This is a genomic window from Pseudomonas sp. MF06569, from assembly GCF_059862735.1.
This window is the reverse complement of record NZ_JCBCUZ010000011.1, coordinates 18,496-35,329: the sequence shown is the minus strand read 5'-3', so window position 1 is coordinate 35,329 and position 16,834 is coordinate 18,496. Positions and strand designations below refer to the sequence as shown.

General features: G+C 58.8%; 14 protein-coding genes and 1 pseudogene. 8 read left to right on the top strand and 7 right to left on the bottom strand.

Annotation, left to right across the window (positions count from 1 at the left end; genetic code table 11):
- Position 1 precedes the first annotated feature (1 nt).
- Together AC19YQ_RS12700 and AC19YQ_RS12695 are read left to right on the top strand one after the other, a co-directional pair.
- Positions 2-1,357, top strand: coding sequence for a TolC family outer membrane protein (locus AC19YQ_RS12700; RefSeq protein WP_500595209.1), 1,356 nt, complete (start codon positions 2-4; stop codon positions 1,355-1,357).
- Positions 1,358-1,382: 25 nt separating this feature from the next.
- The gene (locus AC19YQ_RS12695; RefSeq protein ID WP_500595208.1) at positions 1,383-3,230 is read left to right on the top strand and encodes a polyurethane esterase; all 1,848 of its coding nucleotides are present in this window, start codon (positions 1,383-1,385) and stop codon (positions 3,228-3,230) included.
- Positions 3,231-3,268: 38 nt separating this feature from the next.
- Here AC19YQ_RS12695 and AC19YQ_RS12690 read toward each other — a convergent pair whose 3' ends face one another.
- Both AC19YQ_RS12690 and AC19YQ_RS12685 read right to left on the bottom strand, forming a co-directional pair.
- Positions 3,269-4,003, bottom strand: a complete 735-nt coding sequence (locus AC19YQ_RS12690) for a methyl-accepting chemotaxis protein (RefSeq protein WP_374105703.1) — start codon at positions 4,001-4,003, stop codon at positions 3,269-3,271.
- 123 nt (positions 4,004-4,126) lie between these two features.
- Positions 4,127-4,813, bottom strand: a pseudogene (locus AC19YQ_RS12685) (cache domain-containing protein); the annotation flags it as partial.
- 372 nt (positions 4,814-5,185) lie between these two features.
- On the opposite strand from AC19YQ_RS12685, the gene AC19YQ_RS12680 reads away from it, so the two are divergent.
- Positions 5,186-6,016 (top strand): undecaprenyl-diphosphate phosphatase, encoded by an 831-nt coding sequence (locus tag AC19YQ_RS12680; protein ID WP_133078033.1) that lies wholly within the window; start codon positions 5,186-5,188, stop codon positions 6,014-6,016.
- A 35-nt stretch (positions 6,017-6,051) separates the two neighbouring features.
- Complete coding sequence (locus AC19YQ_RS12675) at positions 6,052-6,450, top strand: DUF1294 domain-containing protein (protein ID WP_339476286.1); 399 nt, start codon at positions 6,052-6,054, stop codon at positions 6,448-6,450.
- A gap of 3 nt (positions 6,451-6,453) precedes the next feature.
- On the opposite strand, the gene AC19YQ_RS12670 is transcribed toward AC19YQ_RS12675, so the two are convergent.
- Positions 6,454-6,798 carry an MmcQ/YjbR family DNA-binding protein gene (locus tag AC19YQ_RS12670; RefSeq protein ID WP_500595269.1) on the bottom strand — a complete coding sequence of 115 codons (345 nt, stop codon included), beginning with the start codon at positions 6,796-6,798 and terminating at the stop codon, positions 6,454-6,456.
- 5 nt (positions 6,799-6,803) lie between these two features.
- Positions 6,804-7,712 carry a LysR substrate-binding domain-containing protein gene (locus tag AC19YQ_RS12665; protein ID WP_133078034.1) on the bottom strand — a complete coding sequence of 303 codons (909 nt, stop codon included), beginning with the start codon at positions 7,710-7,712 and terminating at the stop codon, positions 6,804-6,806.
- Between the two features lie 126 nt (positions 7,713-7,838).
- Between AC19YQ_RS12665 and AC19YQ_RS12660 the strand changes: the two genes are divergently transcribed.
- Entirely contained in the window at positions 7,839-8,450 is a 612-nt protein-coding gene (locus AC19YQ_RS12660) for an FMN-dependent NADH-azoreductase (protein ID WP_500595207.1), read from the top strand.
- A 158-nt stretch (positions 8,451-8,608) separates the two neighbouring features.
- Positions 8,609-9,640, top strand: coding sequence for an alpha/beta hydrolase family protein (locus AC19YQ_RS12655; protein WP_500595206.1), 1,032 nt, complete (start codon positions 8,609-8,611; stop codon positions 9,638-9,640).
- A gap of 1 nt (position 9,641) precedes the next feature.
- Here the strand turns inward: AC19YQ_RS12655 and AC19YQ_RS12650 are convergent, their stop codons facing one another.
- The 3 genes from AC19YQ_RS12650 to AC19YQ_RS12640 all read right to left on the bottom strand — a co-directional run bounded on the left by AC19YQ_RS12650 (position 9,642) and on the right by AC19YQ_RS12640 (position 13,349).
- Positions 9,642-10,829 carry an MFS transporter gene (locus tag AC19YQ_RS12650; protein WP_500595268.1) on the bottom strand — a complete coding sequence of 396 codons (1,188 nt, stop codon included), beginning with the start codon at positions 10,827-10,829 and terminating at the stop codon, positions 9,642-9,644.
- Between the two features lie 160 nt (positions 10,830-10,989).
- Positions 10,990-12,225, bottom strand: a complete 1,236-nt coding sequence (locus tag AC19YQ_RS12645; RefSeq protein ID WP_133078037.1) for a saccharopine dehydrogenase family protein — start codon at positions 12,223-12,225, stop codon at positions 10,990-10,992.
- Between the two features lie 26 nt (positions 12,226-12,251).
- The gene (locus AC19YQ_RS12640) at positions 12,252-13,349 is read right to left on the bottom strand and encodes a carboxynorspermidine decarboxylase (RefSeq protein WP_133078038.1); all 1,098 of its coding nucleotides are present in this window, start codon (positions 13,347-13,349) and stop codon (positions 12,252-12,254) included.
- Between the two features lie 548 nt (positions 13,350-13,897).
- On the opposite strand from AC19YQ_RS12640, the gene nirB reads away from it, so the two are divergent.
- Together nirB and nirD are read left to right on the top strand one after the other, a co-directional pair.
- Complete coding sequence (gene nirB / locus AC19YQ_RS12635; RefSeq protein ID WP_500595205.1) at positions 13,898-16,459, top strand: nitrite reductase large subunit NirB; 2,562 nt, start codon at positions 13,898-13,900, stop codon at positions 16,457-16,459.
- Positions 16,459-16,821 (top strand): nitrite reductase small subunit NirD, encoded by a 363-nt coding sequence (nirD, locus tag AC19YQ_RS12630; protein WP_500595204.1) that lies wholly within the window; start codon positions 16,459-16,461, stop codon positions 16,819-16,821. Before nirB ends, nirD begins: the two co-directional genes overlap by 1 nt.
- Positions 16,822-16,834: the final 13 nt, after the last annotated feature.

Below are 16,834 nucleotides of genomic sequence, written 5' to 3'. Positions count from 1 at the left end.
GATGCTGCGACCTATGAAAAGAGCTTCCCGGTTGGGCCTCTCGCTTGCGCTGTGGCTCGGGGTCACGGCCAGTGCACAGGCAATGGGACTGTTTGAGGTGTATGAAGAGGCGTTGCGCAATGATCCGCAGTTCCTGGGTGCCATCCAGGAGCGCGACGCGGGCCTTGAAAGCCGGGCCATTGGCCGCGCCGGGCTGCTGCCCAAGCTGTCCTACAACTACAACAAGGGGCGCAACAACTCCAAAGCCACCTACCTCAACGAGCGCGGCAACACCCACGATGACCGCCACTACAACAGTTACGGCTCGACCTTTATGTTGCAGCAGCCGCTGATCGACTACGAGGCGTACGCCAATTACCGCAAGGGTGTCGCCCAGGCGTTGTTTGCAGATGAAGTGTTTCGCAGCAAAAGCCAGGAGCTGCTGGTGCGGGTGCTGACGTATTACACCCAGGCCCTGTTCGCGCAGGATCAGATCGACATCGCTCAAGCCAAGAAAAAAGCCTACGAGCAGCAGTTTCAGCAGAACGAACACCTGTTTCGCCAAGGGGAAGGTACGCGTACCGACATTCTGGAAGCCGAGTCCCGTTACGAGTTGGCCACCGCAGAAGAGATCCAGGCCTTTGATGAGCAAGATGCAGCGTTGCGTGAGCTGGGCGCCCTGATGGGGGTGGCGGTACTGGATATCGAGCAGTTGACGCCGCTGGCCCGAAGTTTCAATTCATTGCCGCTGGAACCGGCGAACTTTTCGACCTGGCATGCCATGGCCCTGGCCAACAACCCGGTGCTCGCTTCACAGCGTGAGGCGCTGGAGGTGGCACGGTACGAAGTCGAGCGAAATCGGGCAGGGCATCTGCCCAAGCTCAACGCCTACGCCAGTGTGCGCAAGATGGAGTCAGAGAGCGGCAATACCTACAACCAACGCTACGACACCAACACCATCGGCATAGAGGTCAGCCTGCCCCTGTACTCGGGAGGTGGGGTGACGGCGTCGGTGCGTCAGGCCAGCAGCAACCTGTCCCAGGCGCAATACGAACTGGAGGGCAAGACCCGGGAAACCCTGATTGAGCTCAGGCGCCAATTCAATGCGTGTTTGTCGGGTGTCAGCAAATTTCGGGCCTACCAGAAGGCTCTGGTCTCGGCCGAGGCGCTGGTGGTTTCGACCCGGCAAAGCATTCTGGGGGGCGAGCGGGTCAACCTTGATGCATTGAACGCCGAGCAGCAGCTCTACAGCACGCGGCGCGACCTGGCCCAAACCCGTTACGACTACTTGCTGGCCTGGACCAAATTGCACTTTTACGCGGGCACGTTGCGTGAACAGGACCTGGCACGGGTCGATGAGGCTTTTGTGGCGCGATAGGTTTATCAAAGAGGAGCGTAAAATCATGGCGATTTTTGACTATATGGATGTGGGATCAAACGTTTCAACGGCGCTCGTTAAAGATGCGCTGGCTATCACGCTTTACAGTTATCACAACCTCGACAACGGCTTTGCCGTGGGCTATCAGAAAAACGGCATGGGCACCGGGCTCCCCGCCACGCTGGTCAAGGCCGTGCTAGGCGGGACCGACTCACAGGGAGTGGTGCCGGGGATTCCCTGGAACCCGGATTCGGAAAAACTCGCCCGCGAGGCCGTCGAAAAAGCCGGCTGGACCCCCATCAGTGCCGAGCAACTGGGTTATGCGGGCAAGGTTGATCAGCGCGGCACCTTCTTCGGTGAAAAAGCCGGCTATGGCACGGCCCAAGTGGAGATCCTCGGTAAATACGGCGCCGATGGCCAGTTGACTGCCATTGGCATCGGGTTTCGCGGCACCAGCGGGCCACGGGAGTCGCTGATCACGGACTCCATTGGCGATGCCATCAGCGATTTGCTGGCTGCTGTCGGGCCTGGGGATTACGCCAAAAACTACAGCGCCAATGCGTTCGACTCGCTACTGGGAAAAGTGGCCGCCTTTGCCGGTGCCCAGGGGTTGGCCGGCAAGGACGTGCTGGTCAGTGGCCATAGTCTGGGCGGACTGGCGGTCAATAGCCTGGCCGATTTGAGCAGCGATCACTGGTCGGGTTTCTATCGTGATGCTCGTTACATCGCCTTTGCTTCGCCCACACAGAGCGAAACCACGTCCAGCGTGCTGAATATCGGCTACGAGAACGACCCGGTATTCCGCGCTCTGGATGGCTCGGATTTCAATCTGTCGTCCCTGGGGGTGCACGACGCGCATCAACCGTCAGCCACCAACAATATTGTGAGTTTCAACGATCACTACGCGTCCACTGCGTGGAACCTCATGCCTTTTTCGATTGCCAATGTCTCGACCTGGGTCACCCATTTACCCAGCGGCTACGAAAGCGGGATGACGCGGATTCTTGACTCTGCCTTCTATGAGCTGACGGGCAAGGACTCGACCATCGTGGTTGCCAACCTGTCGAACCCGGCACGGGAAAACACCTGGGTTCAGGACCTGAATCGCAACGCCGAGCCCCACAAGGGCAGCACGTTCATTATTGGCAGCGACGGCAACGACCTGATTCAGGGCGGGCGCGGCAATGACTTCCTGGAAGGGCGTGAAGGCAATGACACTTTTCGGGACAGTGGCGGCCATAACATCATTCTGGGTGGTAAAGGCATCAATACCCTGGACCTGCAACAGGCCATGAGTCACGTGGAAGTCGTCAATGACGGGCACGGCACCCTCTATGTACGCGATGAACACGGCGGAATCAGCATTGCCCGGGATATCAACCTGTTGGCCACACAAGAGCCGGGCTGGCTGGGGATGAGCAAAACCGTGGTCCATCGGGTTGCCGATGACGGCTTGTGGTCCGGCAATAACCGCAGTGATTACACCGGCGCGGTGAAGGCCGGGTCCGGGGACAGCACGCTCAAGGCCGGTGAGCACGGCGACTGGTTACTGGGGCAGGGCGGCAACGATCATCTGATCGGTTCGCGGGGCAACGATGTGTTTATCGGTGGCGCGGGCAATGACCTGCTGCAGTCCGGGGGCGGGATCAATACCTTCGTCTTCAGCGGGCATTTCGGCAACGACACGCTGCTGGGTTATCAGGCTACCGACACGCTGCTGTTTCTGGGGGTTGATGGCGGGTACAACACCGACTATCGGGCCCACGCCAGTGCTTCGGGGCACGACACCGTCCTGAGCTTTGGCAATGACTCGGTGACGCTGGTTGGCGTCGGGCTGGCCTCGTTGGCGGGCAGCGACATTGTGATTGCTTGAGGCGAGGCAGGCTGCACGCGTGCAGCCTGCCTCTGCTTTCACACCCTGAACTGGCGCAGTAGCCCATTGAGCTGCACGCTCAATTCCTTGAGGTGGGCACTGGCGGCGCTCGACTGCTCTGCTGCCTGGGCGGTGCCCTGTGACAGTTGGGCGGCCTGGGTCACGTTCTGGTTGATGTCTTCCACCACGTGGGCCTGTTGCAGCGTGGCGCTGGCAATGGATGCATTGAGATCGTTGAGATTGTTCAGTGCATGGCCAATGCTGGTCAGGCTTTGCCCGGCCTGGGTGGCCTGTTCGATGGTCAGTTGAGAGGCCCGGCTGCTCGTGCCGATGACATTGACCGCGGCTTCGGAGTGCTTCTGCAAGCCTTCGATCATGGTCTGGATTTCGGCCGTGGATTTTTGCGTGCGCTGGGCCAACAGCCGGACCTCGTCGGCCACAACGGCAAAGCCACGCCCTTGCTCGCCTGCGCGGGCCGCTTCGATCGCGGCGTTGAGCGCCAGCAGGTTGGTTTGTTCGGCAATCGAGCGGATCACCTCAAGCACGCTGCCGATTTCGCTGCTTTGCGTGGCCAGGGTCCGGATGACGTCGACGGCCTGATTGATGGTGCCGGACAGTTGGTCGATCTGTTGCAGGCTGCTGTCGATATTTTGCTGGCCAAGCTCGGCTTGGGACTGGGCGCCGCGCATTTCGCCGGCAGCATGCTCGGCGTTTTTGGCCACCTCTTGCACGGCGTACGTCACTTCGTTGATTGCCGTGGCGACCTGATCCATTTGCAGGGCCTGCTGCTGGCTGCGCTGCTGGGCGTCGGTCGCGTCATTGCCCAGCTCAGTGGACGACTGCTCAAGTGCGGTGGCGGTGGACTGCAGATGGCTGATCACATTGCGCAGCTTGGCGGTAAATGCATTGAAATGCTGTGCCAGGAGGGTGACTTCATCCCGGCCGTGGGTATCGAGGCTACGGGTCAGGTCGCTTTCACCGCTGGCGATATTGGCCATGGCCTGCACCGCCTCTTGCAGCGGTCGCACAATGCTGCGGGCAATGAGGGTGACCAGCAGCGCCATGACCAGCGCTATGCCAAGGCCTGCCCAACTGGCTTTCCAGGCCTGGGCGCGAAATTCGGCCTGCATGTCGTCGATGTAGACGCCAGAGCCGATGACCCAGCCCCAAGGCTCGAACAATTGCACATAGGAGGTCTTTTGCACCGGATCTTGCGCGCCGGGTTTTGGCCAGCGGTAGTCAACCATGCCCGCGCCCCTGGTTTTGGCCAGGTGTGCCATTTCGTTAAAAATCCCGAAACCGTCCGGGTCCTTGATGGCGGACAGGTCCTTGCCGTCGAGCTTGGGGTTGGTGGGGTGCATGACCATGAACGGGCGCAGGTCGTTGATCCAGAAATAGTCGTCATTGTCGTAGCGCAGTGTGCTGATCACGCTCAGAGCCTGTTGCTGTGCCGCTTCACGGCTCAAGCTGCCGGCCGTCTCCAGGCCGTGGTAGTAGCTGAGCACGCCACTGGCGGCCTGCACCACATGTTGGGTCTTCTGGGCTTTGCCTTCATACAAATCGTCATGTATCTGCTTTAGCATCAATAAGCCCAACGCCAGCAGCATCGCCATTGCAACGATCAGAATCAGCCATAAACGACGGCTGATGGACAACCCGCGCAGGGTATTCATGAATGTTCACTCCTGTTTTTCTTCTTGTGGTGTTTCGCAGAACAACTTTTTTCAGACTTGCCTGTCAGACGAAACCGAAGTCATGTCATAGCAGCGAAAGTAGAACGTGTCTGATAGGATCTCGGCCGAAATTGGCAAAGCTTCATCTTTATTGATTTCTGACAGTTTTTTCACACCGTTCTGGGGAACATGTCGCACCTGTAACCCACTTCAGGGCAGCGGTGGCAAACACTTAATCAAGACTAATCAGCTCTGCATGAGGCAGGGCTTTATGGGGGAATAATGGATCTTTGGACTGCCGCTCAGGCGTTGATACTTGGCGTCGTTGAGGGCTTGACGGAGTTTTTGCCGATCTCAAGCACCGGTCACCAGATTATCGTGGCCGACTTGCTGAACTTCGGCGGCGAGCGGGCGATGGCGTTCAACATCATCATCCAGCTGGGCGCCATTTTGGCTGTTGTCTGGGAATTTCGTCGCAAGATCATCGACGTTGTCATCGGTTTACCCACTAAACCAGAAGCGCGCCGCTTTACCACCAACCTGATCATCGCGGTGATGCCTGCGGTGGTGCTGGGGGTGATTTTTGCCGATGTGATTCACGAGTACCTGTTCAACCCGATTACCGTTGCCACGGCATTGGTGGTGGGCGGTGTGATCATGTTGTGGGCTGAGCGTCGCCAACACGTGATTCGTGCCGAAACAGTGGACGACATGACCTGGAAAGACGCGGTGAAAATCGGCTTTGCGCAATGTCTGGCGATGATTCCAGGCACTTCGCGCTCGGGCTCGACCATTATCGGCGGCCTGCTGTTTGGCTTGTCCCGCAAGGCGGCGACCGAGTTTTCATTCTTCCTGGCCATGCCAACCATGGTCGGTGCGGCGGTGTACTCGGGCTACAAGTACCGTCATCTGTTCCAGCCTGACGACTTGCCAGTGTTCGCGATTGGTTTTGTGACCTCGTTTATCTTCGCCATGATCGCGGTACGGGCATTGCTGAAGTTCATTTCGAACCACAGTTATGCCGTGTTCGCCTGGTATCGCATCGGGTTTGGCTTGCTGATTCTGGCCACCTGGCAGTTCGGCTGGATCGACTGGTCTGCGGCTTCGGCGTGAAAACCAAGGTCAAGGACCGGCGCGAGCATGCCGGTATGCGTGAGCGCCAGGGGGCGCCGATTCGCGGCTTGAAGCTCAAGCTGGCGATATTGGCGCTGCTCTGTGCATTGCCACTGGGCGGTTCGGTGAATGTACTGCTCACCGGGGGCAGCCGGTTGCCCTTGCTGGCCTATGCAGTTGCCAGCGTTCTTGCGTTTGGCCTGTATTGGTACGACAAGCAGCAGGCCAGGACTGGCCAGTGGCGCACCCCGGAAAATGTGCTGCACGGGGTTGAGCTACTGGGCGGATGGCCGGGAGCCTTGGTGGCGCAACAGGTGTTTCGCCACAAAACCCGCAAGGTGTCTTACCAGGTGTTTTTCTGGCTGATCGTGGCTTTGCACCAGGTGATCTGGATTGACGTTCTGTTCGTGAAAATGACCTTTGCGAACCTGTAGCGATTAAAGCAATAAGCCGATCTGACGTTTTTTTGCCAGCTTGGCGACCACCAGTTGGTGGGAGCGGCGCAACAGGTCTTGCAGTTCTGCAGCGCCCATCGGGTAGGGCGCTTGCATGTTGATCCAGAACGCCCGCGCCAGATACGGCGACGGGCGTATGCCCGGACGATCGACATAGCCCAGAAACAATTCTTTCTCGACCTTGAACGAGAGCCCGTCGCGGTTCAGATTGAGCAGGGCGAACATCTTCCTCTGGTCGACATAAAACACCTGAACGCCTCCCCATTGCACCACTTCCTGGACGCCCGGCAGGCTGCGACAGAATTGGGCTACGTCATGTTGGGTCATCTGGCTCATAGCAGTTTGTCTCCACACCTTTCGAATGATTCGACCAAATGGTCAATCCAGGCCCTGACGGCAGGCATCACCCCGCGTCGGTGGGGGTAAACCGCATGCAGCCAGCCCCCTGGCAGTGTCCAGGAGGGCAGGATTTGAACCAGCTGCCCGTCCAGCAGTTCCTGTTCGCAATACATCATGGGCAGTACGGTAAAGCCCAGACCGGCCAGGGTGCAGGCTTTGCGCACGACAAAATCATCAATGCCCAGGCGCGCTTCCAGTACCAGGTTGCTGGCCTTGCCCTGTTCGTCGAGCATGCGCAGATGAACCATGCGATCAGGTTCAAGGGCACCCAGCAGCGGCACGTTTTTCAAGTCTTCCGGGGTATTGACCGGCCACTGGCGGGCAAATCCGGGGCTGGCCACCATCACGGTGCGGGCCTGGCGCAAACGCCGCGTGACCAGTAACGGGTCTTCATCGCCTTCTTCACGCACGCGCAAGGCGACATCAATGCCTTCAGTGACCAGATCAACGCGACGGTTGAGCAGGCTGACTTCCAGCTGCACAAGCGGGTAGGCCTGCAGAAACGAACTGATCACGCCGGGCATGAACTCGTGAGCCAGGCCCACAGGGCACGATACGCGCAGGCGGCCTCGCGGCTCGCTGGACATGCTGGCCACTGCCTCGTCGGCCATTTCGGCCTCAAGCAACATGGCCTGGCAGTGACGCAGGTAGCGCTCACCCACGGCCGTGAGCTTGAGTTGGCGGGTAGTACGCTGCAGCAGGCGGGCGCCAAGGCGCTCTTCAAGCTCGGCCACCCGGCGCGACAGGCGCGACTTCGGAATCCCCAGCAATCGACCCGCAGCGGCAAAGCCACCGGCTTCGACCACCTTGGCGAAGTAATACAAGTCATTGAGGTCTTGCATGACGGGCTCACTGTCCTATGGATGGGACGAACTATCGCACGATGGCTAACTTATCGTCGATTACTTTCATAGGTAGCATCTACTTCATCAGATCGCCCAGTAGCGGTCCTCATTTGGAGATCACACATGAAACTGTTGCATATCGATTCGAGCATTCTGGGCGACAACTCGGCTTCGCGTCAGTTGAGCCGTGAAGTGGTCAAGGCCTGGCAGGCTGCCGACCCGGACGTTGAGGTGAGCTATCGCGATCTGGCTGCAGAGGCCATTGAACATTTCTCGGCCGCAACCCTGGTGGCGGCGGGCACACCGGCTGAGCTGCGTGATGCGGCACAGAAACATGAAGCCCAATTGAGTGCCGATACCCTTGCGCAGTTCCTGGCCGCTGACGCGGTAGTGATTGCGGCGCCGATGTACAACTTCACCATTCCTACCCAGCTCAAGGCCTGGATCGACCGCATTGCCGTTGCCGGTCAGACCTTCCGTTACACCGAAGCTGGTCCGGAAGGCCTGTGCGGCAATAAAAAGGTGATCGTGGTGTCGACCTCGGGCGGTCTGCATGCTGGCCAGGCCACGGGCGTAGCCCATGAAGACTATTTGAAAGTGATGCTGGGCTTCATGGGCATCACCGATGTCGAGTTTGTTCGCGCCCACGGCCTGGCCTATGGCGACGAAGTTCGCACCAAGGCCATGAACGATGCCCAGGCGCACATTAACCAGGATCTGTTCAGCGCAGCGTAAGTAATCTGGACGGTTTCACCGACTAAACTCTGTACTCTGGATGTCTTCAAAGACCGGAGTACGGAGTTTTTTTGCGTTTGGCTTGGGTTATGCAGAGTCTGTGGATAGACGTCCTGCATGACCGGCTTTAAGTTACGCGCCATTAAAGGTGAGCCTCCATGATACGTCTCAATGCGGCACTGGTTTTACTCCTGGCATGTTGCCCCATCCTGGTGCAGGCCGAACCTGCCATGCAATGGGGCGTGGGCTTTCATCGCTTGAGTTTTCTCGACCCTCTGGACGAGCAGCCCATGCGCGCTATCGCCTTTTATCCGTCCAATGAAGCCCGGGGGCTGACCAGAATGGGCGGTTATGAAGTCGAGGCGACTGAAGAAGCCAAAATCGCCATGGGCCATTACCCGCTGTTGATGTTGTCCCATGGCAACACCGGAACCCCGCTGGCCCTGCACGATCTGGCCACGTCATTGGCGCGCAAGGGGTTTGTGGTGGTGGCGGTGTTGCACCCGGGTGACAACTACAAAGACCACAGTCGCCTGGGTACCCTGAGCAACCTCTACGGACGGCCGATGCAGATATCGGCCGCCATCACTGCCACGCTGGCGGATCGCGAGCTGTCACCGTACGTGCATGACGATCAGGTGGGGGTCATCGGTTATTCGGCTGGCGGCGAAACGGCGTTGATTCTTTCCGGAGCCCAGCCTGATCTGGATCGCTTGCGCCGCTATTGCCAGGAGCGACCTGAGGACCGTGATGCCTGTACGACAAAAGGCGAGCTGATCGCCGATCGTGATGACCTTGTTCCCGTTGCCGATCCTCGGGTTCATGCACTGCTGCTGATGGCCCCCTTGAGCCTGATGTTTGGCCGGCAAACCCTGGCCGATGTGCATGTGCCGGTGCTGCTGTACAGCGGCGACAACGACAAGCTGGTGTTCCCGGACAAAAATGCCGACGCCCTTGCGCGCAAGCTGCCAGTGGAGCCTGAGTTCAAGGTGATTCCTGGTGCCGGGCATTTCGTGTTCATGGCGCCTTGCACCGACGAGCAAATGGGCGCAATGCCCGGTCTATGCACCGACGCGCAGGGGGTCGACCGCGAGGATGTGCACCGTGATCTGATTTATGAGGCGGGACGGTTTTTCAGCAAGACCCTGCAAGTCCGCCAGCGCACGGGGTTTCGCACTGCCGACCACTGATCTAGCCGTTTGCGCGACGCGACAGGGTCACGCTCAGCAGCAAGCCCACGCAGCACATGACTGCGGCGCTGAAGAAAATCCACGGGTACCCCATGTTCAACGCGATGGCGCCCATGATCGGGCCCGCGATGGCGAGGGCCAGATCGAAAAACACCGCATAGGCACTCAACCCCGCGCCCCGGCTGGAGACCGGCACCCGCTTGACCGCCTCCACGCCCAGCGCCGGGTACACCAATGACAGGCCAAAACCGGTCAGGCCGGCGCCTGTCAGGGCATATGCCTCGGAGGGCGCCAGCCACAATAATGTCAGGCCGATCGTTTCGATCGTCATGCAGACAATCGCCACGGTGTAGCCGCCAAAACGGCTGATGCTGTTGGTGAAAATCAGGCGCGCAAGGATAAAGCACACGCCGAACACCGACAGGCAATAAGCGGCTCCGACCCAGCCGCGGTCGATGTAAAACAAGGTAATGAAGGTGGTCAGGGTGCCATAGCCAATGGAGGCCAGGGTCAGGCTGATGCCATACGGTGCGATCAGACCGAACACCGACCAAAAGGGCAGGCGCACGCCGCTGATCACCGGAATCGAAGGTTTTTTACGAATAAGCAGCAGGGCGAACAGTGCCAGCAGTAACAGCGTCACCCCCAAACTGAAAAAACCCAGATGGTCGATCATCACGACACCCAGCGGGGCACCGATGGCGATGGCGCCATAGGACGCTATGCCGTTCCAGCCAATCGCCCGGGCGGTGTGTTGGGATCCGACCTGAGCGATCCCCCAGCTGATCGTGCCGACCCCGATCAAGCCTTGGGCAATGCCCAGGAAAATCCGTCCGGCAATCAAAATGCACAGGCTAAGCAGTGGCCAGCCTTGCAGTGCGACGGCCAGGGAGGTGAGTACGCCGCTGATGGCAATCCCGATCAGGCCATACACGATGGCGGGCTTGGTGCCGAGGCTGTCCACCAGGCGTCCGGCGAAAGGGCGGCTGAGCAAGGTTGCCAGGTATTGCGAAGCAATGGTCAGGCCTGCGATTACGGCACTGAAACCCAGTTGGTCGTGGACATAGCCGGGCAATACGGCTATCGGCAAACCGATGCAAATGAATGCGATGAAGGTGTAGAACACGATCGAAAGGATTTGCAGCGTGACCGACAGGGAACTCTCGACGTGGGGTTGTTGCGCAGGCATAGACGGTGAATCCGGCTGACGGTCATAGACCCGCATCATGGCTCGGCTTCAAAAGAAATGAAAGCAGGCTAACGATAATCTCAGAAAGCAAAAAGCCAATGCCCCGACACCTCGGGGCATTGGCTAAAGCGTGAAACACACACTACCTGTCAATCAGGCTTCAGTTCCAGGGACGATCGCCGTTCTCATCCTTGATACGAGTCGGCAGGCCCATCACGTCCAGCGCCTTGAGGAACGGCTCTGCTGGCAGTTCTTCGACGTTGACCATGCGTTTTACGTCCCACTCGCCGCGAGCGACCAGCAAGGCTGCTGCCACCGGAGGTACACCGGCGGTATAGGAAATGCCCTGGCTGTCAGTCTCGGCAAAGGCGTCCTCGTGGTCGGCGACGTTGTAGATGAACACCTCGCGCGGCTGACCATCCTTGGTGCCCTTGACCAGATCACCGATGCAGGTCTTGCCCGTGTAGCCGGGGGCAAGCGAGCTCGGATCAGGCAGCACGGCCTTGACCAGTTTGAGTGGCACGACTTCCAGGCCTTCAGCGGTCTTGACCGGCTGTTCGGAAAGAAGGCCCAGGTTCTTGAGCACCGTGAACACATTGATGTAGTGCTCGCCGAAACTCATCCAGAAACGCACGTTTGGCACGTCGAGGTTCTTCGACAGGGAATGAACCTCGTCATGACCGGTCAGGTACAGGTTCTGCTCGCCTACGACCGGCAGATCGTCGGTACGCTTGACTTCGAACATGCTATTGCTGGTCCACTGGCTGTTCTGCCAGCTCCAGACCTGCCCGGTGAACTCGCGGAAGTTGATTTCCGGGTCGAAGTTGGTGGCGAAATACTTGCCGTGGGAACCGGCATTGACGTCGAGAATATCGATCGAATCAATGCGGTCGAAATACTGTTGCTGCGCCAGAGCTGCATAAGCGTTGACCACACCCGGGTCGAAGCCTACGCCGAGGATGGCGGTGATGTTTTTCGCTTTGCACTCCTCGATGTGGTTCCACTCGTAGTTGCCATACCAGGGCGGCGTTTCGCATACCTTGCCCGGCTCTTCGTGAATGGCGGTGTCGAGATAGGCCACGCCGGTATCGATGCAGGCACGCAGCACCGACATGTTGAGGAAGGCAGAGCCGACGTTGATGACGATCTGCGATTCGGTTTCCAGAATCAGCGCCTTGGTCGCTTCGACATCCAGAGCGTTCAGCGAGAAGGCTTTGATGTCGGCGGGCTGCTTGAGGCTGCCCTTGGCGATGACGCTGTCGATGATGGCCTGGCATTTGGAGATGTTGCGCGACGCGATAGCGATACGACCAAGTTCATCGTTGTGCTGCGCGCACTTGTGGGCCACCACCTTGGCGACACCTCCTGCACCAATGATAAGAACGTTTTTCTTCAATTTGTTTAAATCTCCCTTCTGCCAGATTACGAGAGGCTGGACAGGTAGTCGTTGAAATCAAACTCGCGAACCACTTCGACTGTACCGTCGAGTTGTTTCACTACGATGGACGGCATTTTCAGACCGTTGAACCAGTTTTTCTTGACCATGGTGTAACCCGCTGCGTCGATAAACGACAGCCGATCGCCGATGGCCAGCGGACGATCAAATGGATACTCGCCGAAAATGTCTCCGGCCAGGCATGACTTGCCGCACACCATATAGGTGTGTTCACCCTCGCTTGGGGCCAGCTTGGCGTTCAGGCGATAGATCAGCAGATCGAGCATGTGGGCTTCGATGGAGCTGTCTACGACCGCCAGGTGCTTGCCGTTGTAGAGCGTGTCGAGCACGGTCACTTCCAGCGAGGCGCTCTGGGTGATGGCAGCTTCGCCAGGTTCCAGATAGACCTGCACGCCGTACTTTTGCGAGAAGGCCTTGAGGCGCGCGCAGAAAGCATCCAGTGCATAGTCGTCACCGGTGAAGTGGATACCGCCACCCAGGCTGACCCATTCAACCTTGTGCAGCAGATCGCCGAAGCGTTCTTCGATGGTGCACAGCATCTTGTCGAACAGGCCGAAGTCACCGTTCTCGCAGTTGTTGTGGAACATGAAGCCCGAGATCTGGTCGATGACCTGCTCGATCTTCACCGGGTCCCATTCGCCCAGGCGGCTGAACGGACGAGCGGGGTCGGCCAACAGGTAGTCGGAGCTGCTCACCTGCGGGTTGACCCGCAGACCGCGCACTTTGCCGGCAGAGGCCTGGGCATAGCGCTGCAACTGGCCGATGGAGTTGAAGATGATCTTGTCGCTGTTCTCGAGCATCTCTTCGATTTCGTCGTCGGCCCAGGCCACGCTGTAGGCGTGGGTCTCGCCGGCGAACTTCTGTCGACCGAGCTTGAGTTCATACAGCGACGACGACGTGGTGCCGTCCATGTACTGCTGCATCAGGTCGAACACCGACCAGGTGGCGAAGCACTTGAGTGCCAGCAGGGCCTTGGCCCCGGACTGCTCGCGTACGTAGGCGATCTTCTGCATGTTCGCCAGCAGCTTTTGTTTATCAATCAGGTAGTACGGTGTTTTGATCATTTCGAGGCGCCTGCGGCATGGCCAGCCAAAAAAGGATGCGCATTGTGCCTTCACTGACCGCAGATCGAAAGAGCAGAACGCCAAGTTTGATCGGCGCGAGGAGCGTAACGCCCGGCCCGCAGCGCCGATAATGCAATAAACATCGCACTCATGGCGCCTGTGCTGGCTCGATTGGCGTCCGTTCATCGCCATGAAAAATTGCACGTTTACATCGCGCTAGAACGCTGGAGCGCACCAGTTAGAGGCGAAACTGTCGCTGCTCACAGTGATCGTTGTGCCTTAAAACTGCGTTGTGACAAGGCCCATCCCGGTCTGGCACAAAGACTGCAAGTCCTGATTCAGGTCCACCGGCGAGGCATTAGAGTGGACAGCCCCCTCGGTCAACGACGATCGACAGGCCGTACAGGTCATGGGCAACAGCGGTGGGTCAGGCGAAGCAGCCCGATTTAACCCCGCATAAGAACAGGCAAAGACGCCTGGAACCGTAAGGTTTCAGGCGTTTTTTTTTGCTTTTTAATAACTGTGATGGGCTTTGGCGGGTGCTTTATATGAACTCCAATGTTGCCGTGTTGAACAACGTGAAAACCCTGGTCGTAGTGGGCAATGGCATGGTCGGACATCATTGTGTCGAGCAGTTGATCGCGCGGGGCGCGCTGGATCACTACCGACTGCATGTGTTCAGCGAGGAGCCCATGCGGGCCTATGACCGGGTGCACCTGTCTGAATACTTCACCGGTCGCGATGCTGAGTCGCTGGCACTGTCAGAAGCGTCGCTCTACCAGACGCCCGGTGTCACGTTGCACTTGGGCGTCCCCGTACTGGAAATCGATCGCGCCCGTTGTGAGGTGATCACTGCGCAAGGCAGCGTGCCGTACGACAAATTGGTGCTGGCCACCGGGTCTTATCCCTTTGTGCCGCCGATTGAAGGGGCCGAGGGGGACTCACGCCTGGTGTATCGAACCCTTGAAGATCTTGACGCCATACGGGCTGCGGCAACCAATGCCCGACGTGGCGTGGTGGTGGGCGGTGGCTTGCTGGGCCTTGAGGCGGCCAACGCGCTCAAAAGCCTGGGCCTGGAAGCCCATGTTGTCGAATTCGCACCGCGCCTGATGCCGGTGCAACTGGATGACTTCGGCGGCCTGGCACTCAAGACGCAAATCGAACGGCTGGGGGTCGGCGTCCACCTGTCGCGTGCCACCCAGTCGATCAGCGCTGGCGAGCAGTATCGCTATCGCATGAACTTCGCCAATGACGAGTTCCTTGAAACCGACCTGATTGTCTTCTCGGCCGGTATCCGCGCCCAGGATGGTCTGGCCCGTCAGGCAGCTTTGGAGATAGGCCCGCGCGGCGGTGTGGTGATCAACGACGAATGCTTGAGCAGCGATCCGAACATCTATGCCATCGGCGAGTGCGCTTCCTGGAACGGCAGTGTGTTCGGTCTGGTGGCGCCGGGTTACCAGATGGCCAGGGGGGTGGCGGCCGTGTTGTGTGATCAGGCCGCTGAGCCGTTTATCGGCGCGGACATGTCGACCAAACTCAAACTGCTGGGCGTAGACGTCGGTTCCATTGGCGACGCCCACGGCCATATGCCGGGTTCGCGCAGCTATCAGTTTATCGACGAGGCCACGGCCAGTTATCGGCGCCTGGTGGTCGACGCCACGGGCAAGCATGTGATCGGTGCCGTACTGGTCGGCGACAACAGCTACTACGACACCTTGCTGCAATACATGCAAAACAGCATTGCCTTGCCAGCGGAACCTGCCAGCCTGATTTTGCCGACGTCTACCGGCGCACCCACCCTGGGGCCGGGTTCACTGCCGGAGTCGGCGACGGTCTGTTCTTGCCACAACGTCACCAAAGGTGCCATCTGTTCGGCCATTGACGGCGGCTGCGGCGACCTCGGCATGCTCAAGGCTCAGACCAAGGCCTGCACTGGCTGCGGTGGTTGCGCCGGTTTACTCAAGCAAGTGTTCGAGCACGAGCTGATTGCCCGGGGTGTGACTGTCGACAAGAGCCTGTGCGAACACTTCGCCTATACCCGTCAGGAACTTTACGCCCTGGTTCGCGTAGAAGGCGTGACCACCTTTGAAGAGTTGTTGGCCAGCCATGGCCGTGGCCACACCGGTTGCGATGTCTGCAAGCCGGCCGTGGGGTCGATACTTGCGTCGTGCTGGAACCAGCCGATCATGGATGCCTCGCTGGTGCCGCTGCAGGACACCAATGACACGTTCATGGCCAATATGCAGAAAAACGGCACTTACTCCGTAGTACCGCGCATCCCCGGTGGCGAGATCACGGCCGACAAGCTGATCGCAATTGGCGTGGTGGCGAAGAAGTACGACCTGTACACCAAAATCACCGGTGGCCAGCGTATCGATCTGTTTGGCGCCCAGTTGCATGAGTTGCCGGACATCTGGAGTGAGCTGATCGAGGCCGGGTTTGAAACAGGACACGCCTACGGCAAATCGACCCGCACGGTTAAATCCTGTGTCGGCAGTACCTGGTGCCGCTACGGTGTACAAGACAGTGTGAAAATGGCCCTGTTGATCGAAGACCGCTACAAGGGACTGCGCTCACCGCACAAGCTCAAGTTCGCCGTCTCCGGATGCACCCGCGAGTGCGCCGAAGCGCAAAGCAAAGATGTGGGCGTGATCGCTACGGAAAAAGGCTGGAACCTGTATATCGCCGGTAACGGCGGCATGCGTCCTCGTCACGCCGAACTGTTCGCCACCGATCTGGATGACGACACGCTGATTCGCTACATCGACCGCTTCCTGATGTTCTACATCCGCACGGCGGACAAGCTGCAACGCACTTCGGTGTGGCGCGAAAGCCTGGAGGGTGGCCTGGACTACCTCAAAGCCGTGATCCTCGACGACAGTCTGGGCCTGGGTGCCGAACTTGAGTCCCAGATGCAGCTGGTGGTCGATCGCTATGAATGCGAATGGGCCAACACCCTCAAAGACCCTGAAAAGCTCAAGCGTTTTCGCACCTTCGTCAACGACAAGCGTGCAGACCCCGATATCCATTTTGTCCAGGAGCGCGGCCAGCGTCGTCCGATCATGGCCGCCGAACTTAACCTTATTCCAGTTATCGAGGAGATTGCGTGATGAGTCAGTCCAATACCCGGCAAAACCTGGCCACCTGGAAAACGGTGTGCAATGAGCAAGACCTGGTGACCAACTCCGGGGTGGTGGTCTGGTTTGAAGGGGCGCAGGTGGCGCTCTTTTACCTGCCTCAACACGCGGGCAAATCCCTGTACGCCATTGACAACCATGACCCGCAATCCGGGGCTAATGTCATCGGCCGCGGTCTGATTGGCACGATCAAGGGTGAGCTGGTGGTGGCGTCGCCGATCTACAAACAGCATTACCGACTGGAGGACGGCCATTGCCTGGAGTCGCCGCAACAGCGCTTGCGTGTGTGGCCCGCACGCTTGAGCGATGGCCAGGTGGAGCTTTGCGTGGGTTGATCACTCAAGCAAA

What these genes read in the sequence shown, in the direction of transcription:
- AC19YQ_RS12700 (WP_500595209.1), top strand. Translation starts at nt 2, where the DNA reads ATGCTGCGACCTATGAAAAGAGCTTCCCGGTTGGGCCTCTCGCTTGCG.
- AC19YQ_RS12695 (WP_500595208.1), top strand. Translation starts at nt 1,383, where the DNA reads ATGGCGATTTTTGACTATATGGATGTGGGATCAAACGTTTCAACGGCG.
- AC19YQ_RS12690 (WP_374105703.1), bottom strand. Translation starts at nt 4,003, where the DNA reads ATGGATCAGGTCGCCACGGCAATCAACGAAGTGACGTACGCCGTGCAA.
- AC19YQ_RS12680 (WP_133078033.1), top strand. Translation starts at nt 5,186, where the DNA reads ATGGATCTTTGGACTGCCGCTCAGGCGTTGATACTTGGCGTCGTTGAG.
- AC19YQ_RS12675 (WP_339476286.1), top strand. Translation starts at nt 6,052, where the DNA reads ATGCGTGAGCGCCAGGGGGCGCCGATTCGCGGCTTGAAGCTCAAGCTG.
- AC19YQ_RS12670 (WP_500595269.1), bottom strand. Translation starts at nt 6,798, where the DNA reads ATGACCCAACATGACGTAGCCCAATTCTGTCGCAGCCTGCCGGGCGTC.
- AC19YQ_RS12665 (WP_133078034.1), bottom strand. Translation starts at nt 7,712, where the DNA reads ATGCAAGACCTCAATGACTTGTATTACTTCGCCAAGGTGGTCGAAGCC.
- AC19YQ_RS12660 (WP_500595207.1), top strand. Translation starts at nt 7,839, where the DNA reads ATGAAACTGTTGCATATCGATTCGAGCATTCTGGGCGACAACTCGGCT.
- AC19YQ_RS12655 (WP_500595206.1), top strand. Translation starts at nt 8,609, where the DNA reads ATGATACGTCTCAATGCGGCACTGGTTTTACTCCTGGCATGTTGCCCC.
- AC19YQ_RS12650 (WP_500595268.1), bottom strand. Translation starts at nt 10,829, where the DNA reads ATGCCTGCGCAACAACCCCACGTCGAGAGTTCCCTGTCGGTCACGCTG.
- AC19YQ_RS12640 (WP_133078038.1), bottom strand. Translation starts at nt 13,349, where the DNA reads ATGATCAAAACACCGTACTACCTGATTGATAAACAAAAGCTGCTGGCG.
- nirB (WP_500595205.1), top strand. Translation starts at nt 13,898, where the DNA reads ATGAACTCCAATGTTGCCGTGTTGAACAACGTGAAAACCCTGGTCGTA.
- nirD (WP_500595204.1), top strand. Translation starts at nt 16,459, where the DNA reads ATGAGTCAGTCCAATACCCGGCAAAACCTGGCCACCTGGAAAACGGTG.